This is a genomic window from Devosia honganensis, from assembly GCF_042648785.1.
GTDB lineage: Bacteria > Pseudomonadota > Alphaproteobacteria > Rhizobiales > Devosiaceae > Devosia > Devosia honganensis.
Map to the genome: position 1 here is coordinate 94,034 of NZ_JBHRYD010000007.1, position 26,475 is coordinate 120,508.

Here is a 26,475-nt window from a genome sequence, read left to right on the forward strand (position 1 = left end):
GGCTTGTCTAACGGCCGGACTCACCCCAGCTATAGGGGCGAACACGCCCCGTTTTCCAACTTCGAAGGCACGAACCATGACCAAACCCGTTTCCGAAGCCAATTTCGGCGAGGAAGTCCTCAAGTCCAACGAGCCCGTCCTGGTGGATTTCTGGGCGGAATGGTGCGGGCCTTGCCGGGCGATCGCCCCGGTGCTCGAAGAGCTGTCCACCGAGCTGGAAGGCAAGGTGAAGATCGTCAAGCTCAATGTCGACGAGAATCCGGGCCTCGCCGCCCAATATGGCGTGCGCTCCATTCCCACCATGATCCTGTTCAAGAACGGCGAAGCCGCCGACATGAAGGTCGGCGCCGGCACCCCCAAGGCGGGCCTGAGCAAATGGCTCGAGGGCCACGCCGCCTGATCGCCGACCGATCCTCGTGACTTGCGCCGCCGGAGCGATCCGGCGGCGCCTGCTTTTTGCGCGCCGCATTCGCCGCAATACCACCGCGCCGCCATGCTCAATGCCGGTGCGGCTGCCGGGCTTTCATTGTCAGCCGGAATCGGTGCCTTTGCTCCCCCTCAAGGAGAGTGTTTACTCTGGACGCTTTTGGTTTGGTCGTTGTTGTCCACCCAAACGCAGCCCGGTGTGGGGGATAAATTGGGCCAGGAGCCCGAAATGAACACTTCCCACAAGGGGAGGGTTGGGAGGGGGTGGACTCGTGAGCCACCAAGAGGACCCCCACCCCCGACCCCACCCCTCAAGGGGGAGGGGAGCAAGGCACCGATTCCGCCTGATAATGAAAGGGTTTGGAGCGCCGGACGATCCGATGGAACCGGATCGAGCGCGCTATGCTGTTGATCATCGCATCGGATTCGTCCGAAAACCGCTTCGCACTTTTCGGTCCGATGCTCTAAACCTTCGCTCCGGAAACGACATCTGAGAGGAGCCCGTCCCTTGGCCCATATCGATCTCGCCGCCGCCCCGTTCCATCTCGATGAGGCGGCCATGGCCTGGGTACACGAAACCCGCGACAGCCTCAGCCCGCGCGACCGGCTGGCGCAATTGTTCGTGCTGCTCTCGCGCGACGGGCCGGAAACGGCGGCCGAGCCGCTGCGTAGCTTTCGGCCGGGCGGCATCACCCGCATCCACTCGCCCGATCTCGGCGCCGAAATCGCGCTGATGCGCGCGCTCGACGAGGTGGGGCCGGTGCCCATGCTGGTCAGCGCCGATCTCGAGGGCAGCCGCATGAGCCTGCCCTTCGGCACCGAAGTGCCCAACCCGCTGGGCCTGGCGGCGGTGGACGACGTCGAGGCCACCGGCGCCATCGCCACGCTGATGGCCGAGGAAGCCCGCGCCGTGGGGCTCAACTGGAGTTTTACGCCGGTCATCGACATCAATTCGGCCTGGCGCAGCGCCATCGTGGGCACACGCTCGTTCGGCTCGGATGTCGAGCGCATCGAGCGCCATGCCCTCGCCCAGATCGCCGCCTTCCAGAAACGGGGCGTCGCCGCCACGGTCAAGCACTGGCCCGGCGAGGGTTTCGACGACCGCGACCAGCATCTGGTCACCACGGTCATTCCGCTGACGCTGGAGGAATGGGAAACCAGTTTCGGCCGCCTCTACCGCGCCGCCATCGGGGCGGGCGTGCTGAGCGTCATGTCGGCCCATATCGCCTTCCCGGCCTTCGTGCGCGCGCTCGATCCGGAGGCGGGCGCGGAAGCCTTCCGGCCGGCGACGCTGAGCCCGCTGCTCAACCAGACATTGCTGCGCGAGCGGCTGGGCTTCAATGGCCTCATCGTTTCGGACGCCACGCCCATGGCCGGCTTCGGCGATTGGGGCCCGCGCGAGCAGACCGTGCCCCAATGCATCATCGCCGGCTGCGACGTGATCCTGTTCTCCGACGATCCCAATGCCGACCTGATGTATCTGGTCAAGGCGGTGGCCGACGGGCGGCTGAGCCAGGAGCGGGTGGACGCGGCGGTGACGCGGGTGCTGGCGCTCAAGGCGGCGCTGGGCCTGCACCGGCCCGACCGGCCCGAGCTCTCGCCCATGCAGGCCGAGGTGATCTTCAAGCGCTCCGAGAGCCGCGCCACCGCCAGAAGCGTGACGGCGCGCGTGCCCACGCTGGTCAAGGACGTCAAGGGCCTGCTGCCGCTCTCCCCGACCCGGAACCGGCGCGTGCTGGTGTTCTCCACCGGCGCGGTCCTGCCCTTCGCGCCCGCCCCGCTGCCGCTCTCGATCCCCGACCTGCTGCGCCAGGAAGGGTTCGAGGTGACCGAATTCACCCCCGATCTCGCGGTCGATCCCAGGGATTACGACCTGGTGCTCTATCTGCTGGCCGAGGAGACGCTGCTGACGCGCGGCCGCATCTTCCTCGACTGGCGGGAGCTGACCGGCTCGGTCTTCGGCGCCATGAAGCGCTATTGGCACGATTTGCCCACGCTGATGGTGTCGCTGGGCTTTCCCTATTACCTCCACGATGCGCCGCGCGTACCCGCCTATGTCAACGCCTATGGCTCCAACCAGGACATGCAGGCGGCGGTGGTGGAATGCCTGATGGGCAGGGCGGAATTTTCCGGCAGGAGCCCGGTCGATCCGTTCTGCGGCAGCGAGCAGGGGAAGTATTGAGCCGAAGGGGCGGGAGAAAAGCGGCGCCGGTTCACGCCCCCGTTTCGACCAGCCTGACCCCGGCCTCGGCGCAGAGGTCGCGGATGGAGGGCAGGGGACAGCGGTCGGTGATGAAGCTGTGGGCCTGGCCCAGATGGCCGATGCGCACCGGGGCGGTGCGGGTGAACTTGGTGGAATCGGCCACCACCACCACGTGGCGGGCATTGGCGATGATGGCCTGCGCCGCCTTCACCTCGCGATAGTCGAAATCGAGCAGGGCGCCGTCGGCGTCGATGGCGGAAGCGCCGATCACGGCGAAATCCACCTTGAACTGGCGGATGAAATCCACCGCCGCCTCGCCCACGATGCCGCCATCGGAGGCGCGCACCACGCCGCCGGCGATCACCACCTCGATGAAGGGGGCGGCGCGCAGATTGTTGGCGACGTTGATATTGTTGGTGATGACCATCAGGCCGCGATGGCCGGCCAGCGCCTGGCTGACCGCCTCGGTGGTGGTGCCGATATTGACGAACAGCGAGGCATGGTCGGGGATGAGCGCGGCGGCGGCACGGCCGATGGCGCGCTTTTCGGCCGGCGCGATCTGCCGGCGCGCCTCATATTCGACATTCTCCACCCCTGAGGGATGCATGGCCCCGCCATGGGTGCGCTTGAGCGCCCCGCGCGCGCAAAGGGCGTTGAGATCCTTGCGGATGGTCTGCGGGGTGACGGCGAAGGCGGCGACCAGCTCGTCCACGCTCACCTCGCCCCGCTGCCGGGCCAGTTCGGCGATTTTCGCCTGTCGCATGGAAGGGGTCATGAACGGTCCTGCTTTCGTTTCGTGCATAAACGAAAGCGCTCCGCGGGGAAAGCGCAAGCCCGGCCGCGGCGATGATGCACGTTCATCATTTTTGTTCCAAATTTTCAACCGCACAGAATCTGCCCGGCGCCTTGAAAGAGGCCACATGGATACCAATTGCCCCGCGCCGGTGCGCGCCGGCAGCTTCTCCCCGCCAGGCGCCGCCGGGGTGCAATCGATAATATCATGGAAAACTGCCGGATTCGGCGATTTTCCACCACTGGCCCAGGTGGCTTAAATTGGTATTGTAACGGTGCCGATTGTGTGTTGACATCGGCGCGGGAAGACGCCTAGTCTTGAAAATCGTTTACACGAACGTCACCGGCCCGGAAGAGGCCGGCGGTCTAATAAAACAGGGACGGAGCGCTCATGCGGGTGGGGATTGTCGGCCTCGGCTATCGTCTGGCTTATCTGGCGCGCGTGTTCTCGGCGGCCAGCGACGATTTCGAGATCGTCGGCCATGTCGATCCGGCGCCCGCCGGCCTGCCCTATGTCCGCGAGCACGGCGTCTCGGTGGGCCGGGCCTATGCTGACATGGACGCGCTGATCGAGGATGGCGAGCTCGACCTGCTCATGATCGGCTCGCCCAACCACCTGCATCTGGACCATATCCGCACCGGCCTCGAGCGCGGGCTGAAGATCTTTGCCGAAAAGCCGGTGGTGACCTCGGTGGAGGACACCATGGCGCTGGCCGAGCTGATCGGCCGGCACGGCTCCGACCGGGTCATGGTGGGGCTGGTGCTGCGCTACGCCCCGCTCTATGTCGATCTGCGCAAGGCCCAGCAAGAGGGGCGGCTGGGCGACATCGCCTCCATCGAGGCCTCCGAGCACATCCCGCCCTATCACGGCGCCTTCTTCATGCGCGACTGGCGCCGCTACCAGAAATATGCCGGCAGCTTCATGCTGGAGAAATGCTGCCACGACCTCGATCTCTATAACGGCGTCATGGGCTGCCGCCCGCGCCTGGTCGCCAGCTTCGGCGGCCGCCGCAGCTTCGTGCCCGAGAACGCGCCCCAGGGCGGGGGCGCCAACGATCTCGAGGTCTATCACCGCAAGCCCTCGGGCTGGCAGGGCGCCGACAAGGTCTTCGACAGCGACGGCGACATCATCGATTTCCAGACCGCCATCGTGCAGTACGAGAACGGCGCGGCCCTGACCTTCCACACCAATCTCAACGTGCCCGACGATTTCCGCCGCTTCGCGGTGATCGGCGCCAGGGGCATGGCGGAAGGCGATTTCGTGCGCAATTATTTCCGCGTCACCGACAGCCGCACCGCCGAGCGCATCGAGGACAAGACCTACAAGGCCAGCCCGCTTTCCGACCACTACGGCGCCGACGAGCAGATGGCCGCCGATATCCTGCGGCATCTCGTCGAGGGCGCGGCCCTGCCGGTCTCGGTCACCGACGCGCTGGAGGCGGGGCTGCTGGCGCTGGCCATGGACGAGGCGATGCGCGCCGGCGCGGTGGTGGACATGACGCCCATCTGGCGGCGCTTCGACGCCGCCCTGGGCCGCGGCGCATAGGAGGCGGGGCGATGACCGGGACCAGAAGCGCCACTCTCTTCGCCCTCGCCCTATTGGCTCCGGCCCTGGTCTATATCCTGGCCATCGTCGCCTATCCGCTGGTCGACACGCTCATCCTCAGCTTCACCAACGCCTCGCTCCGGCCCGACTACGATTTCGTCGGCTGGGCCAATTACCAGCGTATCTTCACCGCCGGCAATTTCACCGAGATCATCCTGCGCACGCTGATCTGGACGTTCTTTTCGGTCAGCCTCAAAATGATCATCGGCATGTTCGGCGCCGTGCTGCTCAATGCCGCCGTGCCCGGCCAGATCCTGTTCCGCGTGCTCACCATGCCGCCCTGGATCGTGCCCATGGCCATCGGCATCTTCATGTGGGGCTGGATGTATAACGGCCAGTTCGGCATGATTTCGGGGCTGCTGCAGAATTTCGGGCTGATCTCGCGGCCCTTCCCGTTCCTCGCCTATGGCGACAGCGCCTTCTGGGCCACCATCGTCACCGATGTGTGGATCGGCGTGCCCATGGTGACCATCTATTTCCTGGCGGCGATGCAGTCGATCCCGCGCGACCTGCACGAGGCCGCCTGGACCGACGGGGCGGGGCGCTTCTACCGCTTCCGCCGCATCACCCTGCCGCTGATGGTGCCGGCGGTGATCACCATGAGCCTGCTCTCGCTCATCGCCACCTTCAATTCCTTCGACATCATCTGGATCCTGACCCAGGGCGGCCCGTCCGGATCCACCACCACCATGATCATCGACACCTACCGGACCGCCATGGGCAGCCGCAAATACGGCGAGGGCGCCGCCCGCGCCGTGGTGATCTGCATCTTCGTGACGCTGTTCTGCCTCGTCTATTTCCGCGCCGTGCGCAAGCTGGGCCAGGGAGAAGCCAAATGACCGATATCGCCCGCGCCCAGGAAGCCGCCAGCGCCCATGAGGCCCCGGCCCGGAACCCCGCCCTCGCCCGGCCGGCGCGGCCCGCCCGCGCCATGATCGACCGCTACAAATGGTACGAGGTCGCGGCCATCTATGCCGGCATCGCGCTGTTCCTGTTTTTCGTGCTGGCGCCGTTCATCGAGGGCTTCCTGGTCTCGCTCAAGCCGCTGAGCCAGCTCTTCTCGACGCCCTACAGCTTCATTCCCGTGAACGGCTCCTTCGACGCCTATGTCACCATGTGGAGCTCGGTGCCCATGCTGGGGCTCTACATCTTCAACTCCTTCTTCATCTCCATCGTGGTGACGCTGATCGTCATCGCCGTGGTGGTGCCCGCCGCCTATGCCTTCGCCCGCTTCAACTTCGCCGGCGCCGGGCTGATGCTGGGCGGGTTCCTGGCCGTCAACATGTTCTCGGGCGCGGTGCTGCTGATCCCGCTGTTCCGGCTGATGCGCACCATGGGCCTGCTCAACACCTATTGGGCGATGATCGTGCCCGGCGCCGCCTTCCTCATTCCCTCCTCCATCTGGCTGCTGCGCACCTATATGCTGCGCATTCCGCGCGAGCTGGACGAGGCCGCCTGGGCGGACGGCGCCTCGCGCCTCTACACGCTGCGCCGGGTCATCCTGCCGCTTTCCATGCCGGGCATCGTGGTGGTCGCCATCATGACCTTCATCGGCGCCTACGCCCAGCAGTTCATCTTCGCGCTGACCTTCAATTCCAAATCCGAATTCATGCCGCTGCCGATCGGGCTGTTCGCCTTTTTCGGCAAGCAGGAGGTGATCTGGAACGAGCTGATGGCGGCGTCCTTCGTCGGAATCCTGCCGGTCATGATCGTCATCGTGGTCCTGCAGCGCTATCTCGTCGCCGGCCTCACCGCCGGCGCCGTGAAGCAGTAAGGAGGGCCCGAGGGGCCACATCAAGGGAGACTGTGAAATGAAAAGGACTATCGGTTTGATGGCGGTGTCGGCGCTGGCCCTGGCCGGCGCGATGCCGGCGGCCATGGCGCAGGACGTGAAGGAAATCTCCTTCATCAATTGCGGGGACGAGCTGACCGAGGGCTATGCCGACTATTTCGCCGAATGGGAAGCAGCCAATCCCGGCTTCAAGGTGGCGCCCGAAGTCGTGGGCTGGGGGCAGTGCCAGGACAAGGTGACGACGCTGGCCGCCGCCGGCAATCCGGTGGCGCTGGCCTATGTCGGCTCGCGCACCCTCAAGCAGTTCGCCCAGAACGACCTCATCGTGCCCGTGCCGATGTCGGACGAGGAAAAGGCCGCCTATTACAATTACGTGCCCGAGACGGTGACCTTCGACGGCACCCAGTGGGGCGTGCCGGTGGCCTTCTCCACCAAGGCGCTCTACTGGAACAAGGACCTGTTCGAGGCCGCCGGTCTCGATCCGGACACCCCGCCCACCACCTGGGAGGAAAAGATCGCCTTCGCCAGGCAGATCTCGGAAAATACCGACGCGGCCGGCTATGGCCTCGTGGCCAAGACCTTCGACAACACCATGCACCAGTTCCTGCACTGGGTGTACACCAATGACGGCCTGGTCATCGACGCCGACGACAACATCGTCATCGACTCGCCCCAGGTGCTGGCGGCGCTGACCGCGCTGCGGGACATCGTGCCCTATTCCGAGGAGGGGCCGACCGCCTACGAGCAGAACGAGGTGCGCGCCATCTGGCTCGATGGCGGCGTCGCCATGATCGAGGCCTCGCCGGGCGCCGCCATCCTGGCCGAGGAAGCCGGGATGAACTGGGGTGTCGCCGACCTGCCGCGCGGGCCGGACGCCAAGGGCCCGGGCACGCTGCTCATCACCGACGCGCTGGCCGTGTTCAAGGGCAGCGGCGTGGAGGAGCAGGCGATCAGCCTCGCCAAGTTCCTCACCGATGGCGAGCGCCAGTGGAACGCCGAGATGGCCCAGGGCCTGACCCCGCTGCGCCCGCTCGAGCCGCAAACTTCGGAACTGGTGGCCGAAAAGCCCTATTGGAAGCCGTTCCTCGACGGCATCGAGTTCGGCGGGCCCGAGCCGCTGTTCACCGACTATGTCGGCCTGCAGAACGTCATGATCGAGATGGTCCAGTCGGTGGTGACGGGCGCTGCCGAGCCGGCCGATGCGCTGACCCGCGCCGCCGCCGAGCTCGAGCAGTACAAGTAAGGGTCCTCCAACCCTGCCGCCGCCCTTCGGGGGCGGCGGCACCCCCGCATCGTCATTCGCCGGAGACGCGAACCCATGTCGCAGCTAAGCCTCAAGCGCCTCGAGAAATCCTTCAACGAAGCCCGCGTCATCAAGGGCATCGACCTGGAAGTGGCCGAGGGCGAGTTCGTGGTTTTCGTCGGCCCCTCCGGATGCGGCAAGTCCACCCTGTTGCGCATGATCGCCGGGCTCGAGGAGGTCAGCGCCGGCCAGATCGAGATCGGCGGCCGCGTGGTCAACGAACTGCCGCCGGTGCAGCGCGGCATCGCCATGGTGTTCCAGTCCTACGCGCTCTATCCGCACATGACCGTCTATGAGAACATCGCCTTTCCGCTACGCGTCGAAAAACTGCCCCAGGCCGAGGTGGATGCGCGCGTCCTCGCCGCCGCCAGGGTGCTCCAGCTCGAAAGCCGCTTGCAGCACCGCCCCGGCCAATTGTCCGGCGGCCAGCGCCAGCGCGTCGCCATCGGCCGCGCCATCGTGCGCCAGCCCAAGATCTTCCTGTTCGACGAGCCCCTCTCCAATCTCGACGCCGCCCTGCGCTCGGAAATGCGCATCGAGCTGATGGAGCTGCACAAGCGCCTGGGCTCGACCATGATCTACGTGACCCACGACCAGATCGAGGCCATGACCATGGCCGACAAGATCGTGGTGCTCGATGCCGGCCAGATCAGCCAGACCGGCTCCCCGCTCCAGCTCTACCACAAGCCCGACAACCTGTTCGTCGCCGGCTTCATCGGCTCGCCCAAGATGAACTTCATCAACGGCCGGGCGCGCATCGCCGACGGCAGCAGGATCGTGGTCGACCTGGGCAGCCTGGGCTCGCTCGAATTGCCGCGCACCAGCACCGCGGTGGCCGGGCAGGAGGTGACGCTGGGCATCCGCCCGGAGCACCTGACGCTGGGCGGGGACGGCGCCTTCGCCATCGAGACCACGCCCAATATCGTCGAGCAATTGGGCATTCACACCATCACCTATTCCACCCTGCCGGGCGGGGAGAGCTTCACCGGCCTGTTCGAGGGCAATCCCGAACTCGAGGACGGCAGGCCCATCCGGCTCGGCTTCGACGTCGAGGCGGCGCATCTGTTCGACGCCAGGGGCCTGGCCGTCTATTAGGCGATCCGAGGCGGAGGCGGGGCAATGCTCGATATCGTGGGATTGCTGCAGACCGAAAAGCATGCCTTCACCCGCTCCGAGCGGGCGCTGACCGAGATCGTGCTCGCCGATGTCGAAGGCGTGCTCAAGCTGAGCATTGTCGACCTGGCGGCGCAGGCCGAGGTGTCCCCGCCCACCGTCACCCGCTTCTGCCGCCGGCTGGGCTGCGCCTCCTACGCCGACTTCAAGGTGCGGCTGGCCCAGTCGCGCTTCGTCGGCCAGCGCTATTTCGCCCCTTCCTCGGGTCCCTCCAGCGTGCGCGAGATCGCCCAGGGCGTCGTCAACGGCATCCAGTCCACCATCTACGACGCCTTCGACCGGCTGGATTTCGACGCCATCGAGCGGGCGGCCGAATCGCTGGTCAAGTCCAGCTTCGTGCTCTCCTTCGGCTCGGGCGGCTCCTCCTCCATGATGGCGGCGGAGGCCGAGGTGCGGCTGTTCCGGCTGGGGCTCAAGGTCTCCTCCTCGACCGACCACCAGATGCAGATGATGCGCGCCGCCTCCGCCCCCGCCAATGCGGCGGTCCTGGCCTTTTCGCTCTCGGGCAATAATTTCCCGCTGGTCCGGGCGCTGTCGGTGGCCGGCGAATACGGGCTCACCCGTATCGTAGTCACCCGTTCGGGATCGGCCATGGCCGGGCAGGCCGATATCCTGCTGCCGGTGAGCTGGCGCGAGAACCAGGACATCTTGCGCCCCACGCCGGGCCGCTACGCCTTCCTCGCCACGCTCGACGTGCTGGCCCAGACCATCGCGGCGCGCCTGGGGCCGGCGGCGGTGGCCAGCATGCGCCGCATCAAGCATCAGCTCGTCGTCAACCGCGACGGCGACGACGCCCAGCCGCTGGGGGATTGACGTGCTGCAGCCTCGATCTGTTCCCTCCCCCTTGAGGGGAGGGGTAGGGTGGGGGGTCCACATCCTCCCCCCGCTCCACCCTCAGAACCCCCACCCCCATCCCCTCCCCTCAAGGGGGAGGAGAGCTTAGCTTCGGACCAAGCCAATGACCCTCTCCTTCTCCCTCGTCACCACCTGGACGCCCGCCACCGATGCGGAGCCGCTGGGCTATGGCATCGAGCTGACCAATGAGGGCGATGCGCCCATCGCCAATTTCCAGCTCGGCTTTTCCGGCCCGGCGCGCATCGATCCCCAGGCCACGCTGGAAAACGGCACGCTGGTCCGGCGTCTCTCCAACCATACGCTGATCGCCCCGCCCGCGGGCTTCGTGCTCGAGCCCGGCCAAACCTGGACGGCGACGGCGCGCGGCCTGTCCTATGGCCTGCGCCATTGGAGCGACGGGGCCAATTCGGCCTATCTGGTGCTCGAGGACGGCGGCACTGTCGCCATTCCCACCGCCCCGACCAGGGGCAAGGGGCACAATTCGCCCCTGCTCAAGGGCGCCGCCCGCTTCCCGGTTCCGGCCCGGGCGCCCGCGCCCTATTCCATCATTCCCTGGCCGCGCACCGTGGCCGCCAGCGGCAGCCGCACCGCCCCTGCCGGCCTCGACCTGCAGCCCGTGGGGCCGGTCGCGGCCCGCGCCGCCCGGGCCTTTGCGGCGCTGACCGCCGAATTGTTCCCGGTGGAGGCCATCGTCCGTCCCGCCGCCGAGGCGGGCATGGCGGTGCATGTGGTGGAAAAGCCCGGCATGGCGCCCGAAGCCTATGAGCTGGATTTCGCCGAGAACAGCGCCACCGTTGCCGCCGGCACGCGCCAGGGCCTGTTCTACGGCCTCGTCACTCTGGGCCAGATGCTGCGCGGGGCGCGGCAATATCCCGCCACCTTCAGCTTCCCCACCGGCGGCCGCATCAGCGACGCGCCGGGCTTCGGCTTTCGCGGCTGCCATCTCGACGTGGCGCGGCAATTCTACACCGGGGCCGAGGTGAGCCGGCTGCTGCGCATCCTCGCCTGGAACAAGATGAACCGCTTCCACTGGCACCTGACCGAGGACGAGGCCTGGCGGCTGGAGATCGACGCCTTTCCGGCCCTGACCGAGATCGCCGCCTGGCGCGGCCACGGCAAGGCGCTGCCGCCGCTGCTCGGCTCGGGCCCGCAGCCGACCGGAGGCTATTACAGCAAGCAGGCGGTGCGCGACATCGTGGCGCTGGCCGACGAGTTGGGCATCGCCGTCATTCCCGAAATCGACATGCCGGGCCATTTCTACGCCGCCCTGCAGGCGCTGCCGGACCTGCGCGACCCCGATGAGCGGGGGGAATACCAGTCGGTGCAGGGCTTTCCCAACAACAGCCTCAACCCGGCCCACGAGCCGGTCTATGACTTCGTCGAAAAAGTGGTCGACGAGGTGCTGGAACTGTTCCCGGCGGGCATCTTCCACCTGGGGGCCGACGAGGTGCCGCTGGCCGCCTGGTCCGGCTCGCCGCTCGCCCTCGACATGCTGGAGGACTTGGCCGGCCCGGCCATGCGCAAGAAGCACGAGGCGCAGTTCAACCAGCTCGGCAATCATCACGGCGCCGACGAGATCGAGGGCTCGCCCACCGCGATCCTGCAAGCCGCCTTCATCCGGCGCGTGCATGACTATATCGCCGGCAAGGGGGCGATCACCGGCGGCTGGGAAGAGGCGGCCCATGGCGACGCGGTGGACCGGGACAAGGCCTATGTCATCGGCTGGCGCAATGTCGAGATCAACGCGGCGCTCGCCGAACGCGGCTTCGACATCGTCGTCTCGCCCGGCCAGCGCTATTACCTCGACATGGCCAATTCCGCCGCCTGGGCGGAGCCGGGCGCCGGCTGGGCCGGCTGGTCGGGACCGCGGGAAACCTATGAGTTCGAGGCGCGCGCCGGGTTTTCCGAACAGGGGCTGAAGCACCTGCTGGGGGTGCAGAGCTGCATCTGGTCCGAGAGCATGACCGACCGCGCCATCTTCGACCGCCTGGTCTTCCCGCGCCTTTCCGCCGTCGCCGAAGCCGGCTGGACCCTGCCCGAGCGCAAGAGCTGGGAGCGGTTCCAGTCCATGGCCGGCCTCATGCCCATCATGTACGGCCACTGGGCGGAGTAGGCGCCTGACCCCAGGGATCGTCCAGCATGGGCCAGATGTCGCGCGGGGCCTTGCGGTAGTCGGTTTCGGCCGGGCGGTTGGGATAGGGCTTGCCGGCGGCGCAATAGACGATCCGGGCGGCGATGCGGGAGAACGAGTCGTAGAAGTGATTGGTCGATTTGACGAGCAGGATCTTGCGCCGCGCCGGGTCGATGCCCAGCGCCGTAAAGAGGCTGGGATCGAACCCCTGGGCGCGGGTGGAATTGAGGATGACGTCGATACCCTCGAAATGCACCCATGCGGCATCGCCGAAGGGCACGACGCTGTCGCCGAAAGCCATCTCGGCGCCGCGCCGCAGCGCCTTGACGGTCACCCGCCGGTCGATGGGATCGCCGGTGAAGGGCGCGGACTTGGCCCCGAAGCGCAGCGGGATCTGCGCGCCCTCCCCGGCGGCGAAGCAGATCTGCACCGCGATGGGGTCCCAGATGGTGCCCACGGCGACGCCGCCGGCGCCGCGCGCCATCAACTCGGCCAGGATCACCGTGGCGTCGCCCGCCGTGCCGCCGCCCGGATTGTCCCAGACATCGGCAATGACCACCGGACCCCGGGGCGCGGCGAGGGCGATATCCACCGCCTGCTTCTCGTCCACCTGCGGCACCATGAAAGTGCCGCGCAGGGCAAAGAGCTCGCGCCCCAGCCTTTCGGCCAGCGCGGCGCCCAGCTCCGGCCTGCCATCGGTGACCGCCACCATTTTCGTGCCCATTTCCGGCACGTCGCCGGCCATGAAGCCGTGCACCACCGAGAGCGAGAGCAGCCCCAGCTCGGATTTTTCCAGCGCCAGCAGCCGGTCGACGAAGCCGCGCATGGGCTGGCGGGAGGTGGGGAAGATATCGATCATCCGGCAGTCGAAAACGCTCATCACCGGCTTTACCCGGCCCTTGAGGGCGTCCACGGCGATGGCCCACAGATCGCCTGCCCGCTCGACGAAATCGGTATGAGGGAATTCCTTGAAATAGACGAAGAAATCCGCCGCCGCGGCGCGTTTTGCGGTGAGATGGCTATGGGGGTCGAGTTCGGCGCAGACGAGGATTTCGGGGCCGACGATGGCGCGGATGCGGCTGAGCAGGTCCCCCTCGGGATCGTCATAGCCCTGCGCCACCATGGCGCCGTGCAGGCCCAGCACCACCGCATCGACCGGCATGGCGGCATGAAGCTGGCCGACGATCTCGTCGCGCAGTTCCTCATAGGTGGCGCGGGCGACCAGGCCCGCCGGATCGGCCCAGCTCGCCGTGCCCTCGATCAGCGTCCAGCCCTCGCGGGCGCACACCTCGCGCCCCACGGTGATCGGCGCGGTGCACAGGGTCGGCGTTGCCGGATGCTGGCCGGGCTTGGCGTGCAGCGAGGCCTCGAAGGCCCGCTTGTCGATGGCTATGGGTGAAAACGTGTTGGTTTCGGTGGCAAGGGCGGCGGTGAAGATGCGCAAGGCTCTCGGGTCCGGACGGCGGCGGAAACGGGCGGAAACGCCCGGGGCGAGGCTACACCAAGGCCGAAGCCGGTTCACCCGTGAAATTTCCTTTCCCGATGCCCTTGGCCGGGCCGGGGGAAATGGGGCTATACATTGGCCTCGAACATGAAACGCAATGTCAACGAAGCGGGAGGATTGCATGCCGATCAAGCGTTATGGTGCGGAAAAGTCCGGGGCCGGCGGCCAGAACCTGCCTTTCGCCCGGGCCGTCGAGGCCGGCGGCTGGCTCTATGTCTCGGGGCAGGTGGCGATGAAGGACGGCGAGATCGTCGGCAATGGCATCGTCGAGCAGACGCATCTGACGATCAGGAACGTCATCGCCATCCTGGAGGAGGCCGGCTACGGGCTCGAGCACGTGGTGCGCTGCGGCGTCTGGCTCGACGACCCGCGCGACTTCTGGAGCTTCAACGCCGTCTATAAGAGCTATTTCGGCGAGCATCCCCCCGCCCGCGCCTGCGTGCAGAGCCACATGATGGTGGACTGCAAGGTGGAGATCGAATGCGTGGCCTATAAGGGGCCCTGAAGCCGCCGGCGGGAGGACGACAGATGAGCCAATCCTTCCTGCGCCTCGAGGGCCGGACGGTGCTGGTTTCGGGGGCCGGCGGCGGCATCGGCCGGGCGCTGGTGGAGCGCTTCCACCAGGCCGGCGCCCATGTCGTCGGCGCCGATCGGGAGGCGAGCCTGCTCGCGGGCCTGCCGCTCGTCCGGCAGGTGCTGTTCGACCAGGCGGACGCCGCGGCGACACGGGTGGCGATCGATGCGGACATCGCCGCCCATGGCGCCCCCGATGCCGCCATCGCCAATGCCGGCTTCACCCGCGCCGAACATCTCGATCATCTCGATGACGCGGTCTGGGCCAGCGAGGTGGCGGTCAATCTCAACGGCGCCTATGCGCTGGCCGATCCCCTGGTCGCGGCCATGGCGGCGCGCGGGGCCGGCAGCCTGGTCTTCGTCTCCTCGGTCAATGCGCTGGGCCATTACGGCAATCCGGCCTATGCCGCGGCCAAGGCCGGGCTCCTCGCCTATGCCAGGGCCATCGCCCTCGAGCGCGGCGACCGGGGCGTGCGCGCCAATGTGGTGGCGCCCGGCTCGGTGCGCACCCCGGCCTGGGACCACCGGCTGGAAGCCGACCCGACCCTGCTCGACAAGGTGCTGCCCCATTATCCGCTGGGGCGGCTGGTGAACCCCCGGGAGGTGGCCGATGCCGTGCTGTTCCTCGCCTCGGACGCCGCCTCGGGCATTACCGGGGCGGTGCTGCCGGTCGATGCCGGGCTCACCGCCGGCAATCTGCGTTTCGTCAATGAGGTGCTGAGGGCAAGATGACCGCTTTTTTTGAACTCGACACGCCTTGTGTGCTGATTGATCTCGACCGCGTCGAGGCCAATCTGCAAAAGGCGCAGCAGGCGGCCGACCGGGCCGGCATCGCCTTGCGCCCCCATATCAAGACCCACAAATTGCCGCGCTTCGCCAAACGGCAGGTGGAGCTGGGCGCGGTGGGGATCACGGTGCAGAAGCTGGGCGAGGCCGAGGTGATGGCCGATGCCGGGCTCGCCGACATGCTGCTTACCTTCAACATCATCGGCGCGGCCAAGCTGCGGCGGCTCGCAGCCCTGCACGACCGCGTGACCATAAGGGTGGTCGCCGACAGCGCCGACTGCGTCGCCGGGCTGTCCCGGACTTTCGCCGGGACGGCGCGCCCGCTCGGCGTCTTCGTCGAATGCGATACCGGCATGGGGCGCTGCGGCGTGCAGTCGCCCGAAGCGGCGCTGGAGCTGGCCCGGCGGATCGCCGCGCCGGGGCTCGTCTTTGCCGGGCTGATGACCTATCCGGCCGCCGGAAAATATCGCGAGGCGGACGCATGGCTGGCCCGCGCCAAGGCGCTGCTGGAGGAGGAGGGCGTCGCCGTGCCCGCCATCACCACCGGCGGCACCCCCGATATCTGGCATATGGACCAGGCCGGCGCCGCCACCGAATACCGGCCCGGCACCTATATCTACATGGACCGCTCGCAGGTCGCCGCCGGCGCCGCCAGCTATGCGGATTGCGCGCTGACGGTGCTGGCGACGGTGGTGTCGCGCCCCACCGAGACCCGCGCCATCATCGATGCCGGCTCCAAGGCGCTGACCAGCGACCTGCTGGGGCTGGAGGGGCACGGCCACGTGCTGGACTATCCCGAGGCCAGGATCGTAGGGCTCAGCGAGGAGCACGGCACGCTCGATCTCTCGGCCTGCGCGCGAAAGCCGGAGATCGGCGAGGCCATCCGCATCGTCCCCAATCACTGCTGCCCGGTGAGCAATCTGTTCGACCGGGTGAACCTGGTGCGCGACGGCAAACTGGTGGAAAGCGTCGCGGTGGCGGCGCGCGGCCGGGTGGATTGAGGCGGGGCGGCCGGGGCAAGCCTTGTCAGGCCGCCCGGGCCGTGGAAATCTCCTTTTGCTGGAAGAGGAGACATAAATGGCCGATCCGAACCGCCGCATCGCCGTATCCACCTGGTCGCTGCACCGCCTGCTCGGCACCACCTATCCGCACGACCCCGCCACCGATGCGGTGGGGGAGATGGAGGAGACCTATGGCGAGGGCAGCGAGTCGCTGCTGGGCCTGCCCTCGGTGCTCGCCAATCACGGCTATCACCGGCTCGAAATCGTCTCCTTCCACCTGCGCAGCCGCGACCCGGTCTATCTGGGAGAGCTGCGCGACCAGCTCCGCGTCTCCGGCGTCGCCCTGCAAACCCTGCTGATCGATGCCGGCGACATGACCGACCCGGTCCATGGCCAGCGCGACACGCGCTGGATCGCCGGCTGGGTGGACGTGGCCAATGCGCTGGGGGCCGAACATGCCCGCGTCATCGCCGGCAAGCACAAGCCCACCCCGGAAACCATGGCGCGCTCGGTGGCGGGGTTTCGGCATTTGCTGGCCGTCAATGCCGGCTCGCCGCTGCGGCTGGTGACCGAAAACTGGTCCGAGCTGCTCTCCACCCCCGAGGCGGTGCATGAATTGCTCGACCGGCTGGATGGAGAAGTGGGCTTCCTTGCCGATTTCGGCAACTGGACGGGCCCGGACAAGTATGAGGCGCTGAAATCGGTGTTCCCGCGCGCGCAATTGTGCCACGCCAAGGCGGATTTCGCTTCCGGCCGGCTCGACGAGGCCGATTACGGGCTCTGCCTCGAGGCGGCCGAGCAGGCGGGCTATGCCGGGCCCTATACGCTGATCTTCGACGCGGACGCGCCGGGGGAATGGGCCGGGCTCGCCGAGGAGCGCGATTTCATCCTCAGCCGGCTGGGATGAGGCGGACTGCCGGGACCGGATTGCCCGGATAAACCGGACAACCTGGATCGTTCAGCGTTTGACGGAAGCGGCGCCTTCGCCTCCCTCGGGCTTGGGGGAGGGTTTGCCTATGAGCCTGACGGTGCAATGGCCGCTATTGCGTTCCCCTCCCCCTTGTGGGGAGGGGTTAGGGGCTTTCACGTTTTGACGGAATCGGCGACCAGTGCTCCCTCCCCCTTGAGGGGAGGGTTGGGGAGGGGGTGGGTTTGGCGGAGCACCGAAGGACCCCCACCCCCGACCCCTCCCCTCAAGGGGGAGGGGAGCAAGAAAGCGCTGATCCGCTTGACAGTGAAAGGCTCTAGGGGTGGGGGTTCCGCGCCATCGATTTTCTCGATGAATTGATCGGACTCCCGGACAATCCCGAACCCCCACCCTGGCCCAGCCATTCGAGCATAGCTCTCATGGCCTTCTCACCTTCAATCGCTCCACCGGAGCGATTGACCCTACGGGACAGTTCGAAGCCCTCAAGGGGGAGGGAGGCGAAGGGGCCGATTCCGTCGGGATCAAACACCTAGCCGTAATAGACGCTGATGAGCTGGCCGCCGATCTCGTGGACCTTGATCTCCATCTCGTAGATGTCGGAGAGCACTTCGGGGCGGATCATTTCGGCGGACGGGCCCTGGGCCGCGACCTTGCCCAGTTTCATCGCCACGATATGGTCGGAATACCAGGAGGCGAAATTGATGTCGTGCAGGACCAGAACCACGGTCTTGCCCAGATCGTTCGCCGCCCGGCGCAGCAGCTTCATCATGCTCATGGCATGTTTCATGTCGAGATTGTTGAGCGGCTCGTCGAGCAGCACATAGTCGGTGTCCTGCGCCAGCACCATGGCGACGAAGGCGCGCTGGCGCTGCCCGCCCGAGAGTTCGTCGAGGAACCGGTCGGCCAGCGCGCCCAGGTCGAGATAGCCGATGGCGCGCTCGATATGGTCCTTGTCCTCCAGCGTCGGGCGCCCCTTGGAATGGGGATAGCGGCCGAAGGAGACGAGATCGCGCACGGTGAGGCGCGCGGTCATGTGGTTGTCCTGGCGCAGGATCGACAGGCGCCGGGCCAGTTCGTCGCTGGGCGTCCGGGTGACGTCGAGCCCGCCCACGGTGACGGTGCCCCGGTCCATGGCCATCAGGCGGCTGACGATGGAGAGCAGGGTGGACTTGCCGGCGCCGTTGGGGCCGATGATGGAGGTGATGCCGCCCTTGGGCAGCTCCAGCGAAACCCCGTCGACCACGCAGCTTTCGCCATAGCTCTTGGTGACGTTGGCGGTGACGATCATCGGGCCGATCTCCTCAGCACGAGCAGGATGAAGACGATGCCGCCCAGAAATTCGATGATGATCGACAGGGCCGTATCGAAGGCGAAGACGCGCTCCAGCAGCGTCTGGCCGCCCACCAGGGCGATGATGCCCAACAGGACGGCGGCGGGAAGAACATAGCGGTGCTTGGAATTGCCCACCAGCGAATGGGCGAGCGTCGCCACCAGCAGGCCGAAAAAGGTGACCGGCCCGACCAGGGCGGTGGAGACCGAGACCAGCACGGCGACGAGCACCAGGATGATGGCGACGGTGCGCTTGTATTCGACGCCCAGATTGATCGCCGTGGCGCGCCCGAGCGAGAGCACGTCATAGGTGTGCATCAGCCGCCAGCCGACCAGGCTCGCCGCCGCCACGATGATGGTGGAAATGCCCAGGAGCGTGGGGTCGGTGGTGGCGAAGCTGGCGAACAGCGTGTCCTGCAGGACGTTGAAGGCGCCCGGATCAAGCATGCGCTGCATGAGCTGGGAGAGCGAGCGGAACAATATGCCGAAGATGATGCCGACCAGCACCAATAGATGCAGGCTCCGCTCTTCCCCCAGGAACAACCAGCGGAACAGCAGGCCCGAAAACCCGATCATCACCAGCACCTCGACGAGGAACTGGACCTGGCTGTCGATGGCGACGAGCGCGCCCACGCCGAGGAAGAACACCACGGCGGTCTTGATTAGCACATAGAGCGCGTCGAACCCCATGATCGAGGGGGTGAGGATGCGGTTGTTGGTGACGGTCTGGAACAGCACGGTGGAGATGGCCACCGAATAGGCCACGAGCAGCAGCGAGAGCAGCTTCTTGCCGCGGAAGGACAGCACGAAGCTCCAGCTTCCCCGGGCGCCCAGGGTCATGAACAGCACGATGGAGACGAGGGCGAGCAGCGTCAGCCCGATCAGCACCAGGGCCGGGCGGCTCAGCCGGCGCGGCGAGGGGGCCGCCTCGAGCGTGGTATCGGTCATGTCGCGCCCCTCGGCGTGCGCAGCAGCAGATAAAGGAAGATGGCGCTGCCCACCACGCCCATGACCACGGCGATGGGGATTTCGTAGGGAAAGCGGATGAGCCGGCCGATGATGTCGCAGGCCAGCACCATGCCGGCGCCGCCTATGGCCACCCAGGGCACGGTGCGGCGCATATTGTCCCCGATCATCAGGCTGACCAGATTGGGCACGATCAGCCCCAGGAACGGGATGGACCCCACCGAGACCAGCACCACGGCGCTGACCACCGAGACGATGACGAGGCCCAGCGCCATGACGCGCTGATAGTTGAGCCCCAGATTGGTGGTGAAGTCCTTGCCCATGCCCGCCACGGTGAAGCGGTCGGCGGCGATATAGGCCAGCGCGCAGCACACCAGGCCCAGCCAGAGCAACTCGTAGCGCCCGCGCAGCACGCCGGAGAAATCGCCCATGTTCCAGGCCAGCAGCGAGGCCATGAGATTGGCGCGATAGGCGATGAAGGCGGTGAACGCGCCGATGACCCCGCCCAGCATGATGCCCACCAGCGGCACCAGCAGCACGTCACGCAGCGGCACCACCCGCAGGATGCGCAGGAACAGCGCCGTGCCGCCCAGCGCGAACAGCGCCGAAACCCCCATCTTGGCCATGAGCGGCCAGCCGGGGGCGAACAGGGTGACGACGAGAAAGCCCAGCGCCGCCGATTCGGTGGTGCCGGTGGTGGAGGGCTCGACGAAGCGGTTGCGCACCACCATCTGCATGACCAGGCCCGCAATGGCCATGGACGCCCCCGCCAGCACCAGCGCCAGGGTGCGCGGAATGCGGCTGATCAGCAGCACTTCGAGCGCGCGCCCTTCCGCCCCGCCGGCCAGGAGCGAGGCCAGCGACACGTCGCTGACGCCGACGAACAGGCTGACGGCGGCCAGGACCAATGTGATTGCGAAGGCGAGGATGAGTGCAGGCACGAAAAACCGTATGGGGCGAAACGAGGAAAAAGAAAACCCGGCGGCTCGCCGGAGCCGCGCCGCTATCGAGACTGCGCCTCCCTCCCCACCGGGGGAAGGAGGCGCAGCGGACCGAGGCATGCGCGGATCGGGTCGGTCAGCCGTTGAGGCCGTCCAGCACCTGGTCGAGCAGCAGCATCACGCCCTGATAGCCGTGCATGGAGATATAGGAGGCCTGCGGGTCGAGATAAACGATGTGGCCCTGCTGGGCGGCGGTGGTCTGGTTGAACAATTCGTTATCCAGCAGCGCCGCGGCGGCGCCCGAGTTCTCGCCGGTGCCGGCGTCGCGGTCGACCACGAACACCCAGTCGGGGTTTACCTCGAGCAGGAATTCGAACGACACCGCATCGCCGCCATGGTCGCCGTCCTTGACCGCGTCGAGGGCCGAGGGCATGCCGATCTCGTTATAGACCCAGGACACGCGCGAATCCGGGCCATAGACGCCCAGCTTGCCGGCATTGGTGACCAGCACCAGCGCCGTGCCCTTGCCCTGGGCGGCGGCCCGGGCCTCGGCGACCTTGGCCTCGAGCGCCGCGGTGAGCTCGGCGGCCTTGTCCTCGAGGCCGAAGATCTCGCCCAGCGTGGCCAGATTGTGCTCGACGCCCTCGATGATGCTGCCATTGTTGACCGACAGATCGACGGTGGGGAGGATGTCCTTGGCGGTGCCATAGGCGGCGGCGGAACGGCCGGCGACGAAATAGATATCGGCTTCGGAAGCGGCGATGCCCTCGAAATCGGGCTCGAACAGCGAGCCGATCTGCAGGGCGTCGGCGGCGACCTTGCCGTCCAGATAGGAGGGGGCGTTGGAGGAGGGCACGCCGGCCACGGCAACGCCCAGCGCGTCCAGATCGTCGAACACCGCCCAGTCCTGGGTCAGCACGACGGAGGGCACGCCGCTGACGGTGGTTTCGCCCTGCGGATGCGTGATCACCTTGTCCTGCGCGAAGGTGGCGGGGGCCAGCGCGACGGTGCCGGCGAAAAGGGCTGCAACGAAGGCGGTGGTACGGAAAAGCGAGCTCACGGAAGTCATCCCATCCAGATTGCTGATCTCGCGCCACAGGTTTTAGCGGCGCTTGGCGGCTTCCTAGACTCGGACGGGCAGCGAGTCAAAGGATAACATGACGCGTTTGGTCTTATTTCGATTGCGGCCCTGAACCGCCATGCGCCGGGCCGTCTCAGCTCGCGGGCAGATAGGTCTCCCCGGCCAGCGCGATGAAGCTCTTCATCGCCGCCGAGAGCGGGCTGGATCTGCGCCGGGCGACGAGAAGCTGCCGCATCGCCCAGGGATCGGCCAGCGGCGCGCAGACCAGATCCGTGCCCGCCAGCAGATGCAGGCTCGTCGAGCGCAGAAAGCCGATGCCGAAACCCGCCTCCACCATGCGCACCAGGGCCGGGAAGCTCTCGACGCGCAGCGCCTCGGTCAGCGGCCTGCCGGCCTTGCCGGCCGCCTCCGCCAGCAGCCGGTCGAGCGAGCCGGCCTGATGGATGCCCACGATGGCATGGGGCAGCACCGTCTCGAAGGCGATGGCCCGGCGCGGCCCGATCCGGGCCGCCAGGGGGTGGTCGGGCGGCGCCAGCACCCAGACCCGCTCGTCCTCGAAGGGGCGGATCTCGAAACGGGTGAAATCGTAATTGTCCGACACGATGGCGATGTCGGCCCTTCCCTCGTCCAGCGCCAGCAAGGCCTTGGCCGCGCCCGTCTCGCCGATGGACAGCACGATGCCGGGATATTTTTCGGCGAATTTGGCCAGCAGTTCGGGGAGGCGCCCGGTGAGCGCCGAGCCGGTGCAGGCCAGCCGCAGGCTGCCGCGCTGGCCCGAGCTGAAATCGGCCATGATGGTGTCGAGATCGGCGATGGCGCTGAGCACGGTGCGGCAGCCCCCGGCATAGGCCTCCCCGGCGCTGGTCAGCCGCACGCCATGGGCCGAGCGGTCGAACAGCACCACGCCCAGCCGGGCCTCGAGGTCGGATACCCGCCGGCTGACGGCGGAAGAGGCAATGCCCTCGCGCTCGGCGGCGCGGCCGATCGAGCCGGTCTCGGCCAGCAACAGGATGAGGCGCGCCGTGACGCTGTCGAAAGATGCCATGTCGTCTCCCACCGGCACCATACCCATTCGCCCACCAGTGCCAAGGGCAATCCGCGCGGGAAACCGAAAATGCCGATGAAGGCGGCGCCCCGGCGCGGCGCGGCGGACGGGCCGCGGTCATGCCGCTGTCATCAAACCGCGCCATGATTTGCATTTTTTGCTCAAATAGCATCTTGAATGGTAGCCATATTGCGCCTCTTATAGCGGAGCGAGTTTGATTTGCCCGATTTAAGGCCGACGGCCCCACCGTCTTGCCGCCGGGTCCCACGTAACTGATGTCTGGACACTCCCTTGACGACCCTCAAGGCTGGCCGCGGTCCTACGCGCGGCGATGCTCGGACCCATGTTGCGGCCGCCTATGCCGGAAAGGGCAGGGGGTCGCTCATGCGGGTTATTCTTTTTTCACTGCGGCACTATTGGCGGGCCGGCATCGCCATCGGCGCCACCGTCATCGCGGCGATATTGCAGCTTTCCATTCCCCGCCTGCTCGGCCAGGCGGTCGACCAGGCCCAGAACGTGCTGAGCACGATGGCCGAGGGCGCCGAGCAGGCGCTGCTCTGGACGGCCCTGACCCTGCTGGCGGTTTCGGTGGCGCGGGGCCTGTTCACGCTGTTGCAGAACTATTTCGCGGAAAGCGTCGGCCACCATGTGGGCTACGAATTGCGGCTGGCTTTCTACGACAAGGTGCAAAAGCTCTCCTATTCCTATCACGACCGCGTCCATTCGGGCGATTTGATCACCGTGGGCCTGCTCGACCTGGACGGGTTGCGCATGTTCTTTTCCACCGGCCTCGTGCGCATGGTGCTGCTGACCGTGCTGATCGGGGTGGGCGCCTATATGCTGTTCACCACCGATATGGTGCTGGCCTTTCTGGCCCTGAGCTTCGTGCCCTTCGTGGCCTGGCGCTCCTCGGTGGCCCAGCTCACCCTGCGCGCCACCTGGCTGGTCCTGCAGGAAAAGCTCTCGGTCCTCACCCGCATCATGGAGGAGAATCTGGGGGGCATCCGCGTGGTGCGCGCCTTTTCCGGGCAGGAATTCGAGTTGCGCAAGTTCGACGCCGCCTCCCAGGAGGCGCTGGCGCTGGCCCATAGGCGCGTCAAGGTGCGCGTGACCAATACCTCGATGATGACCTTCTCGTTCTTCGCCGCCATGGGGCTGGTGCTGCTGGTGGGCGGGGGCAAGGTGATCGCCGGGGAAATGAGCGTGGGCACGCTCGCCTCCTTCCTCACCTTCATGACCATTCTGCAGATGCCGGTGCGCCAGCTCGGCCTCATGGTCAACTCCTTCGCCCGCGCCTCCACCTGCGGGGACCGCTTCTTCGCCTTTCTCGACGCCCAGGTCGAGATCGAGGACCGGCCCGGCGCGACGCCGCTCGAAATCACCGAGGGCACGCTGCGCTTCGAGGACGTGCATTTCACCTATCCCGGCGCCAGCCACCCCACCCTCAACGGCATCAGCTTCGAGGGCCGGGCCGGCCAGACCATCGGCATCGTCGGCGCGCCGGGCAGCGGCAAGTCCACCCTCGCCCATCTCATCCCGCGCTTTTACGACGTCACCGGGGGGCGCATCACCCTCGATGGCCAGGATGTGCGCGAGGTGACGCTGCAAAGCCTGCGCCGTTCCGTGGCCGTGGTGCAGCAGGACACGTTCCTGTTCACCACCACCATCGAGAACAATATCGCCTATGGCGATCCCTGGGCCAAGGAGCGCAAGATCGAGCGGGCGGCCGAAAGCGCGCAACTGCACAATTACATCATGGGCCTGCCGGCCGACTACGACACGGTGGTGGGCGAGCGCGGCGTGTCGCTCTCGGGCGGCCAGCGCCAGCGCCTCTCCATCGCCCGCGCCCTGGTGCTCAAGCCCGCGGTGATGGTGTTCGACGATTCCACCGCCGCCATCGACGCGGGCACCGAACACCGCATCCGCAGCGCCATCCGCCGCTACGCCAAGGACCGGGTGACGCTGGTGATCGCCCATCGCCTGTCCTCGCTCATGCACGCCGATCTCATCCTGTTCCTCGAGGACGGGCGCGTCGTCGAGCGCGGCACCCATGAGGAACTGCTCGAACAGGGCGGGCGCTACCGGGCGCTCTACGACCTGCAGACGCGTCCCGCCGACGATATCGAAAGGGCCGCCCAATGAGCATTACCGATCAGGACGACCGCGAAACCGCCGCCTTTCCCGGCCAGCGCCCGCCCCGCGCCTCGGTGGGCAGCCACCAGATCGAGGAAGAGGTCTTCGGCAAGGCCTACGACCCGCAGACCGTGCGCCGCATCTGGGCTTTCGTGCGGCCCTATCGGAGCAAGATCTATCTCTCCGTGGTGGCGGTGCTGGCATTCACCGCGACGCAACTGGCCATTCCGCTGATCATCGGCAACGCCATCGATTCCAGCATGGTGGCGGGCGGCGATCCGGCCAATCTCTATTGGGCGGCCGCGGCCTTCGCCGTGGCGGTGCTATTCAATTTCGGCGCCTCCTATGTGCAGGAAACCCAGGTGGGCCAGGTGGCCGAAAACGTCCTGTTCGACATGCGGCGGGCCATGTTCGCCCAGCTCCAGCGCGTATCGCTGAGCTATATGGACAAGACCGAGGTGGGCCGGCTGATGAGCCGCCTGCAGGGCGACGTCAGCTCCATGCAGGAATTCCTCGAAACCTCGGTGATCTCGGTGGGCGATCTGGTGCTGCTGTTCGGCATCATCGCCGTGCTGCTGGGCCTCGATCCGTGGTTGGGGCTGCTGACCCTGCTCACCATGCCGGTGCTGTTCATCGTGCGCATCTTCTGGCTGCCGCCGGCCAAGCGCGCCTTCTGGGCCGCGCACGAGACCAATTCGCTCACCAACGGCGCCATGGCCGAGGGCATCAACGGCGTGCGCACCGTGCAGAATCTCGACCGCCAGAAGGTCAATTTCGACCTTTATGACGACAAGGCGCACCAGAACCTGCGCACCCAGCTCACCGGCTCGCGCTACGCCCAGGTCATGGTGCCCATCGTCGACAGCCTGACCGGCATCTCCATGGCGACCGTGGTGGTGGTGGGCGGCGCCATGGTGCTCAACGGTTCCCTGCAGGTGGGCGTCATCGTCGCCTTCATCTTCTATATCCAGCGCTTCTTCGACCCGATCCGCTCGCTCACCATGCAATATTCGATCATGCAGCGCGCCATGACCTCGGGCCGCCGCATCACCGAGGTGCTGGACCTGCCGGTGCTGATCGCCGACAAGCCCGACGCGGTGGCCCTGACCGCCGACATGGACGGCTCGGTGGAGTTCCGCGACGTGGTCTTCGGCTACGACCCGAAGCGCCCCGTGCTCAAGCACGTCTCCTTCCGCGTCAATCCGGGCGAGACGGTGGCGGTGGTCGGCCCCACCGGCTCGGGCAAGACCAGCGCCATGGCCCTGGTGCACCGCTTCTACGAGGTGCAGCAGGGGGCGGTGCTGGTGGGCGGGCACGACGTGCGCGACGTGACCCAGGAAAGCCTGGGCGAGCAGGTGGCCATGGTGCTGCAGGAGCCGTTCCTGTTCACCGGCACCATTCTCGAGAACATCCGCTACAACAAGGCGTCGGCCACCCGCGAGGATGTGGTCGCCGCCGCCCGGGCGGTGGGGGCGCACGATTTCATCTCGCGCTTCGCCGACGGCTACGACACCATGCTCGAGCAGCGCGGCTCCAATCTGTCGCTGGGCCAGCGGCAATTGCTCAGCTTCGCCCGGGCGCTGGTGGCCGACGCCAAGATCCTGGTGCTGGACGAGGCCACCGCCAATATCGACTCCTATACCGAGCGGCAGATCCAGAAGGCGCTCGAAACCCTGCTGCGCGGCCGCACCGGCATGGTGATCGCCCATCGCCTGGCCACCATTCGCGGCGCCGACCGCATCATCGTGCTGCAGAACGGCGAGAAGATCGAGGAAGGCAATCACGACCAGCTCATGGAACTGGGCGGGCTCTATTCGCGGCTCTACAACATGAACTATGCCAGCTTCGACGACATTCCCGACGAGTTGGTGACCCAGGCCAATGCCCGCGCGGCGAGCACGTGAACG

22 protein-coding genes are annotated in these 26,475 nt (G+C 66.9%); 15 read left to right on the top strand and 7 right to left on the bottom strand.

Annotated elements, in window-relative coordinates:
* The first annotated feature begins 76 nt into the window (after positions 1-76).
* Together trxA and ACFOOL_RS09385 are read left to right on the top strand one after the other, a co-directional pair.
* Entirely contained in the window at positions 77-400 is a 324-nt protein-coding gene (gene trxA, locus ACFOOL_RS09380) for a thioredoxin (protein ID WP_380096699.1), read from the top strand.
* 585 nt (positions 401-985) lie between these two features.
* Entirely contained in the window at positions 986-2,608 is a 1,623-nt protein-coding gene (locus ACFOOL_RS09385; RefSeq protein ID WP_380096927.1) for a glycoside hydrolase family 3 protein, read from the top strand.
* Between the two features lie 31 nt (positions 2,609-2,639).
* Here the strand turns inward: ACFOOL_RS09385 and ACFOOL_RS09390 are convergent, their stop codons facing one another.
* The gene (locus tag ACFOOL_RS09390) at positions 2,640-3,404 is read right to left on the bottom strand and encodes a DeoR/GlpR family DNA-binding transcription regulator (RefSeq protein ID WP_380096700.1); all 765 of its coding nucleotides are present in this window, start codon (positions 3,402-3,404) and stop codon (positions 2,640-2,642) included.
* Between the two features lie 408 nt (positions 3,405-3,812).
* Between ACFOOL_RS09390 and ACFOOL_RS09395 the strand changes: the two genes are divergently transcribed.
* From ACFOOL_RS09395 to ACFOOL_RS09425, 7 genes are all read left to right on the top strand, one after another.
* On the top strand, positions 3,813-4,967 hold the full coding sequence (locus ACFOOL_RS09395) for a Gfo/Idh/MocA family protein (RefSeq protein WP_380096701.1): 1,155 nt from the start codon (positions 3,813-3,815) through the stop codon (positions 4,965-4,967).
* An 11-nt stretch (positions 4,968-4,978) separates the two neighbouring features.
* On the top strand, positions 4,979-5,866 hold the full coding sequence (locus ACFOOL_RS09400; RefSeq protein WP_380096702.1) for a carbohydrate ABC transporter permease: 888 nt from the start codon (positions 4,979-4,981) through the stop codon (positions 5,864-5,866).
* Between the two features lie 92 nt (positions 5,867-5,958).
* A complete protein-coding gene (locus tag ACFOOL_RS09405; RefSeq protein WP_380096928.1) occupies positions 5,959-6,801 on the top strand; it encodes a carbohydrate ABC transporter permease in 843 nt (280 codons plus the stop codon).
* A 37-nt stretch (positions 6,802-6,838) separates the two neighbouring features.
* The gene (locus ACFOOL_RS09410) at positions 6,839-8,062 is read left to right on the top strand and encodes an ABC transporter substrate-binding protein (protein WP_380096703.1); all 1,224 of its coding nucleotides are present in this window, start codon (positions 6,839-6,841) and stop codon (positions 8,060-8,062) included.
* 75 nt (positions 8,063-8,137) lie between these two features.
* Positions 8,138-9,217: an ABC transporter ATP-binding protein gene (locus ACFOOL_RS09415; protein ID WP_380096704.1), complete on the top strand. Its 1,080-nt coding sequence runs from the start codon at positions 8,138-8,140 to the stop codon at positions 9,215-9,217.
* Between the two features lie 24 nt (positions 9,218-9,241).
* On the top strand, positions 9,242-10,108 hold the full coding sequence (locus tag ACFOOL_RS09420) for a MurR/RpiR family transcriptional regulator (protein WP_380096705.1): 867 nt from the start codon (positions 9,242-9,244) through the stop codon (positions 10,106-10,108).
* A 145-nt stretch (positions 10,109-10,253) separates the two neighbouring features.
* The gene (locus tag ACFOOL_RS09425; RefSeq protein WP_380096706.1) at positions 10,254-12,263 is read left to right on the top strand and encodes a beta-N-acetylhexosaminidase; all 2,010 of its coding nucleotides are present in this window, start codon (positions 10,254-10,256) and stop codon (positions 12,261-12,263) included.
* Here the strand turns inward: ACFOOL_RS09425 and ACFOOL_RS09430 are convergent.
* Positions 12,238-13,725 (bottom strand): M81 family metallopeptidase, encoded by a 1,488-nt coding sequence (locus ACFOOL_RS09430; protein ID WP_380096707.1) that lies wholly within the window; start codon positions 13,723-13,725, stop codon positions 12,238-12,240. The two genes, ACFOOL_RS09425 and ACFOOL_RS09430, sit on opposite strands and share 26 nt — an antisense overlap.
* 181 nt (positions 13,726-13,906) lie before the next feature.
* Here ACFOOL_RS09430 and ACFOOL_RS09435 point away from each other — a divergent pair, with 181 nt between their 5' ends.
* The 4 genes from ACFOOL_RS09435 (at position 13,907) to ACFOOL_RS09450 (ending at position 17,052) form a co-directional block, all read left to right on the top strand.
* Positions 13,907-14,290 carry a RidA family protein gene (locus ACFOOL_RS09435; protein WP_380096708.1) on the top strand — a complete coding sequence of 128 codons (384 nt, stop codon included), beginning with the start codon at positions 13,907-13,909 and terminating at the stop codon, positions 14,288-14,290.
* Between the two features lie 23 nt (positions 14,291-14,313).
* Entirely contained in the window at positions 14,314-15,090 is a 777-nt protein-coding gene (locus ACFOOL_RS09440; protein WP_380096709.1) for an SDR family oxidoreductase, read from the top strand.
* Positions 15,087-16,145, top strand: a complete 1,059-nt coding sequence (locus tag ACFOOL_RS09445) for a D-TA family PLP-dependent enzyme (RefSeq protein ID WP_380096710.1) — start codon at positions 15,087-15,089, stop codon at positions 16,143-16,145. Before ACFOOL_RS09440 ends, ACFOOL_RS09445 begins: the two co-directional genes overlap by 4 nt.
* 76 nt (positions 16,146-16,221) lie before the next feature.
* Positions 16,222-17,052 carry a sugar phosphate isomerase/epimerase family protein gene (locus ACFOOL_RS09450; protein WP_380096711.1) on the top strand — a complete coding sequence of 277 codons (831 nt, stop codon included), beginning with the start codon at positions 16,222-16,224 and terminating at the stop codon, positions 17,050-17,052.
* A gap of 550 nt (positions 17,053-17,602) precedes the next feature.
* Here ACFOOL_RS09450 and ACFOOL_RS09455 read toward each other — a convergent pair.
* The 5 genes from ACFOOL_RS09455 to ACFOOL_RS09475 form a co-directional block, all read right to left on the bottom strand.
* A complete protein-coding gene (locus ACFOOL_RS09455) occupies positions 17,603-18,361 on the bottom strand; it encodes an iron ABC transporter ATP-binding protein (RefSeq protein WP_380096712.1) in 759 nt (252 codons plus the stop codon).
* Positions 18,358-19,350 carry an iron chelate uptake ABC transporter family permease subunit gene (locus ACFOOL_RS09460; protein WP_380096713.1) on the bottom strand — a complete coding sequence of 331 codons (993 nt, stop codon included), beginning with the start codon at positions 19,348-19,350 and terminating at the stop codon, positions 18,358-18,360. The genes ACFOOL_RS09455 and ACFOOL_RS09460 overlap by 4 nt, the downstream gene beginning before the upstream one ends.
* On the bottom strand, positions 19,347-20,309 hold the full coding sequence (locus ACFOOL_RS09465; protein WP_380096714.1) for an ABC transporter permease: 963 nt from the start codon (positions 20,307-20,309) through the stop codon (positions 19,347-19,349). The genes ACFOOL_RS09460 and ACFOOL_RS09465 overlap by 4 nt, the downstream gene beginning before the upstream one ends.
* Positions 20,310-20,445: 136 nt before the next feature.
* Positions 20,446-21,369: a siderophore ABC transporter substrate-binding protein gene (locus tag ACFOOL_RS09470; protein ID WP_380096715.1), complete on the bottom strand. Its 924-nt coding sequence runs from the start codon at positions 21,367-21,369 to the stop codon at positions 20,446-20,448.
* Positions 21,370-21,523: 154 nt separating this feature from the next.
* Complete coding sequence (locus ACFOOL_RS09475) at positions 21,524-22,435, bottom strand: LysR family transcriptional regulator (protein ID WP_380096716.1); 912 nt, start codon at positions 22,433-22,435, stop codon at positions 21,524-21,526.
* A gap of 384 nt (positions 22,436-22,819) precedes the next feature.
* Here ACFOOL_RS09475 and ACFOOL_RS09480 point away from each other — a divergent pair, with 384 nt between their 5' ends.
* Positions 22,820-24,577 carry an ABC transporter ATP-binding protein gene (locus ACFOOL_RS09480; protein WP_380096717.1) on the top strand — a complete coding sequence of 586 codons (1,758 nt, stop codon included), beginning with the start codon at positions 22,820-22,822 and terminating at the stop codon, positions 24,575-24,577.
* Complete coding sequence (locus tag ACFOOL_RS09485; RefSeq protein WP_380096718.1) at positions 24,574-26,472, top strand: ABC transporter ATP-binding protein; 1,899 nt, start codon at positions 24,574-24,576, stop codon at positions 26,470-26,472. The genes ACFOOL_RS09480 and ACFOOL_RS09485 overlap by 4 nt, the downstream gene beginning before the upstream one ends.
* Positions 26,473-26,475 lie beyond the last annotated feature (3 nt).

What these genes read in the sequence shown, in the direction of transcription:
- trxA (WP_380096699.1), top strand. Translation starts at nt 77, where the DNA reads ATGACCAAACCCGTTTCCGAAGCCAATTTCGGCGAGGAAGTCCTCAAG.
- ACFOOL_RS09385 (WP_380096927.1), top strand. Translation starts at nt 986, where the DNA reads ATGGCCTGGGTACACGAAACCCGCGACAGCCTCAGCCCGCGCGACCGG.
- ACFOOL_RS09390 (WP_380096700.1), bottom strand. Translation starts at nt 3,404, where the DNA reads ATGACCCCTTCCATGCGACAGGCGAAAATCGCCGAACTGGCCCGGCAG.
- ACFOOL_RS09395 (WP_380096701.1), top strand. Translation starts at nt 3,813, where the DNA reads ATGCGGGTGGGGATTGTCGGCCTCGGCTATCGTCTGGCTTATCTGGCG.
- ACFOOL_RS09400 (WP_380096702.1), top strand. Translation starts at nt 4,979, where the DNA reads ATGACCGGGACCAGAAGCGCCACTCTCTTCGCCCTCGCCCTATTGGCT.
- ACFOOL_RS09405 (WP_380096928.1), top strand. Translation starts at nt 5,959, where the DNA reads ATGATCGACCGCTACAAATGGTACGAGGTCGCGGCCATCTATGCCGGC.
- ACFOOL_RS09410 (WP_380096703.1), top strand. Translation starts at nt 6,839, where the DNA reads ATGAAAAGGACTATCGGTTTGATGGCGGTGTCGGCGCTGGCCCTGGCC.
- ACFOOL_RS09415 (WP_380096704.1), top strand. Translation starts at nt 8,138, where the DNA reads ATGTCGCAGCTAAGCCTCAAGCGCCTCGAGAAATCCTTCAACGAAGCC.
- ACFOOL_RS09420 (WP_380096705.1), top strand. Translation starts at nt 9,242, where the DNA reads ATGCTCGATATCGTGGGATTGCTGCAGACCGAAAAGCATGCCTTCACC.
- ACFOOL_RS09425 (WP_380096706.1), top strand. Translation starts at nt 10,254, where the DNA reads ATGACCCTCTCCTTCTCCCTCGTCACCACCTGGACGCCCGCCACCGAT.
- ACFOOL_RS09435 (WP_380096708.1), top strand. Translation starts at nt 13,907, where the DNA reads ATGCCGATCAAGCGTTATGGTGCGGAAAAGTCCGGGGCCGGCGGCCAG.
- ACFOOL_RS09440 (WP_380096709.1), top strand. Translation starts at nt 14,314, where the DNA reads ATGAGCCAATCCTTCCTGCGCCTCGAGGGCCGGACGGTGCTGGTTTCG.
- ACFOOL_RS09445 (WP_380096710.1), top strand. Translation starts at nt 15,087, where the DNA reads ATGACCGCTTTTTTTGAACTCGACACGCCTTGTGTGCTGATTGATCTC.
- ACFOOL_RS09450 (WP_380096711.1), top strand. Translation starts at nt 16,222, where the DNA reads ATGGCCGATCCGAACCGCCGCATCGCCGTATCCACCTGGTCGCTGCAC.
- ACFOOL_RS09455 (WP_380096712.1), bottom strand. Translation starts at nt 18,361, where the DNA reads ATGATCGTCACCGCCAACGTCACCAAGAGCTATGGCGAAAGCTGCGTG.
- ACFOOL_RS09460 (WP_380096713.1), bottom strand. Translation starts at nt 19,350, where the DNA reads ATGACCGATACCACGCTCGAGGCGGCCCCCTCGCCGCGCCGGCTGAGC.
- ACFOOL_RS09475 (WP_380096716.1), bottom strand. Translation starts at nt 22,435, where the DNA reads ATGGCATCTTTCGACAGCGTCACGGCGCGCCTCATCCTGTTGCTGGCC.
- ACFOOL_RS09480 (WP_380096717.1), top strand. Translation starts at nt 22,820, where the DNA reads ATGCGGGTTATTCTTTTTTCACTGCGGCACTATTGGCGGGCCGGCATC.
- ACFOOL_RS09485 (WP_380096718.1), top strand. Translation starts at nt 24,574, where the DNA reads ATGAGCATTACCGATCAGGACGACCGCGAAACCGCCGCCTTTCCCGGC.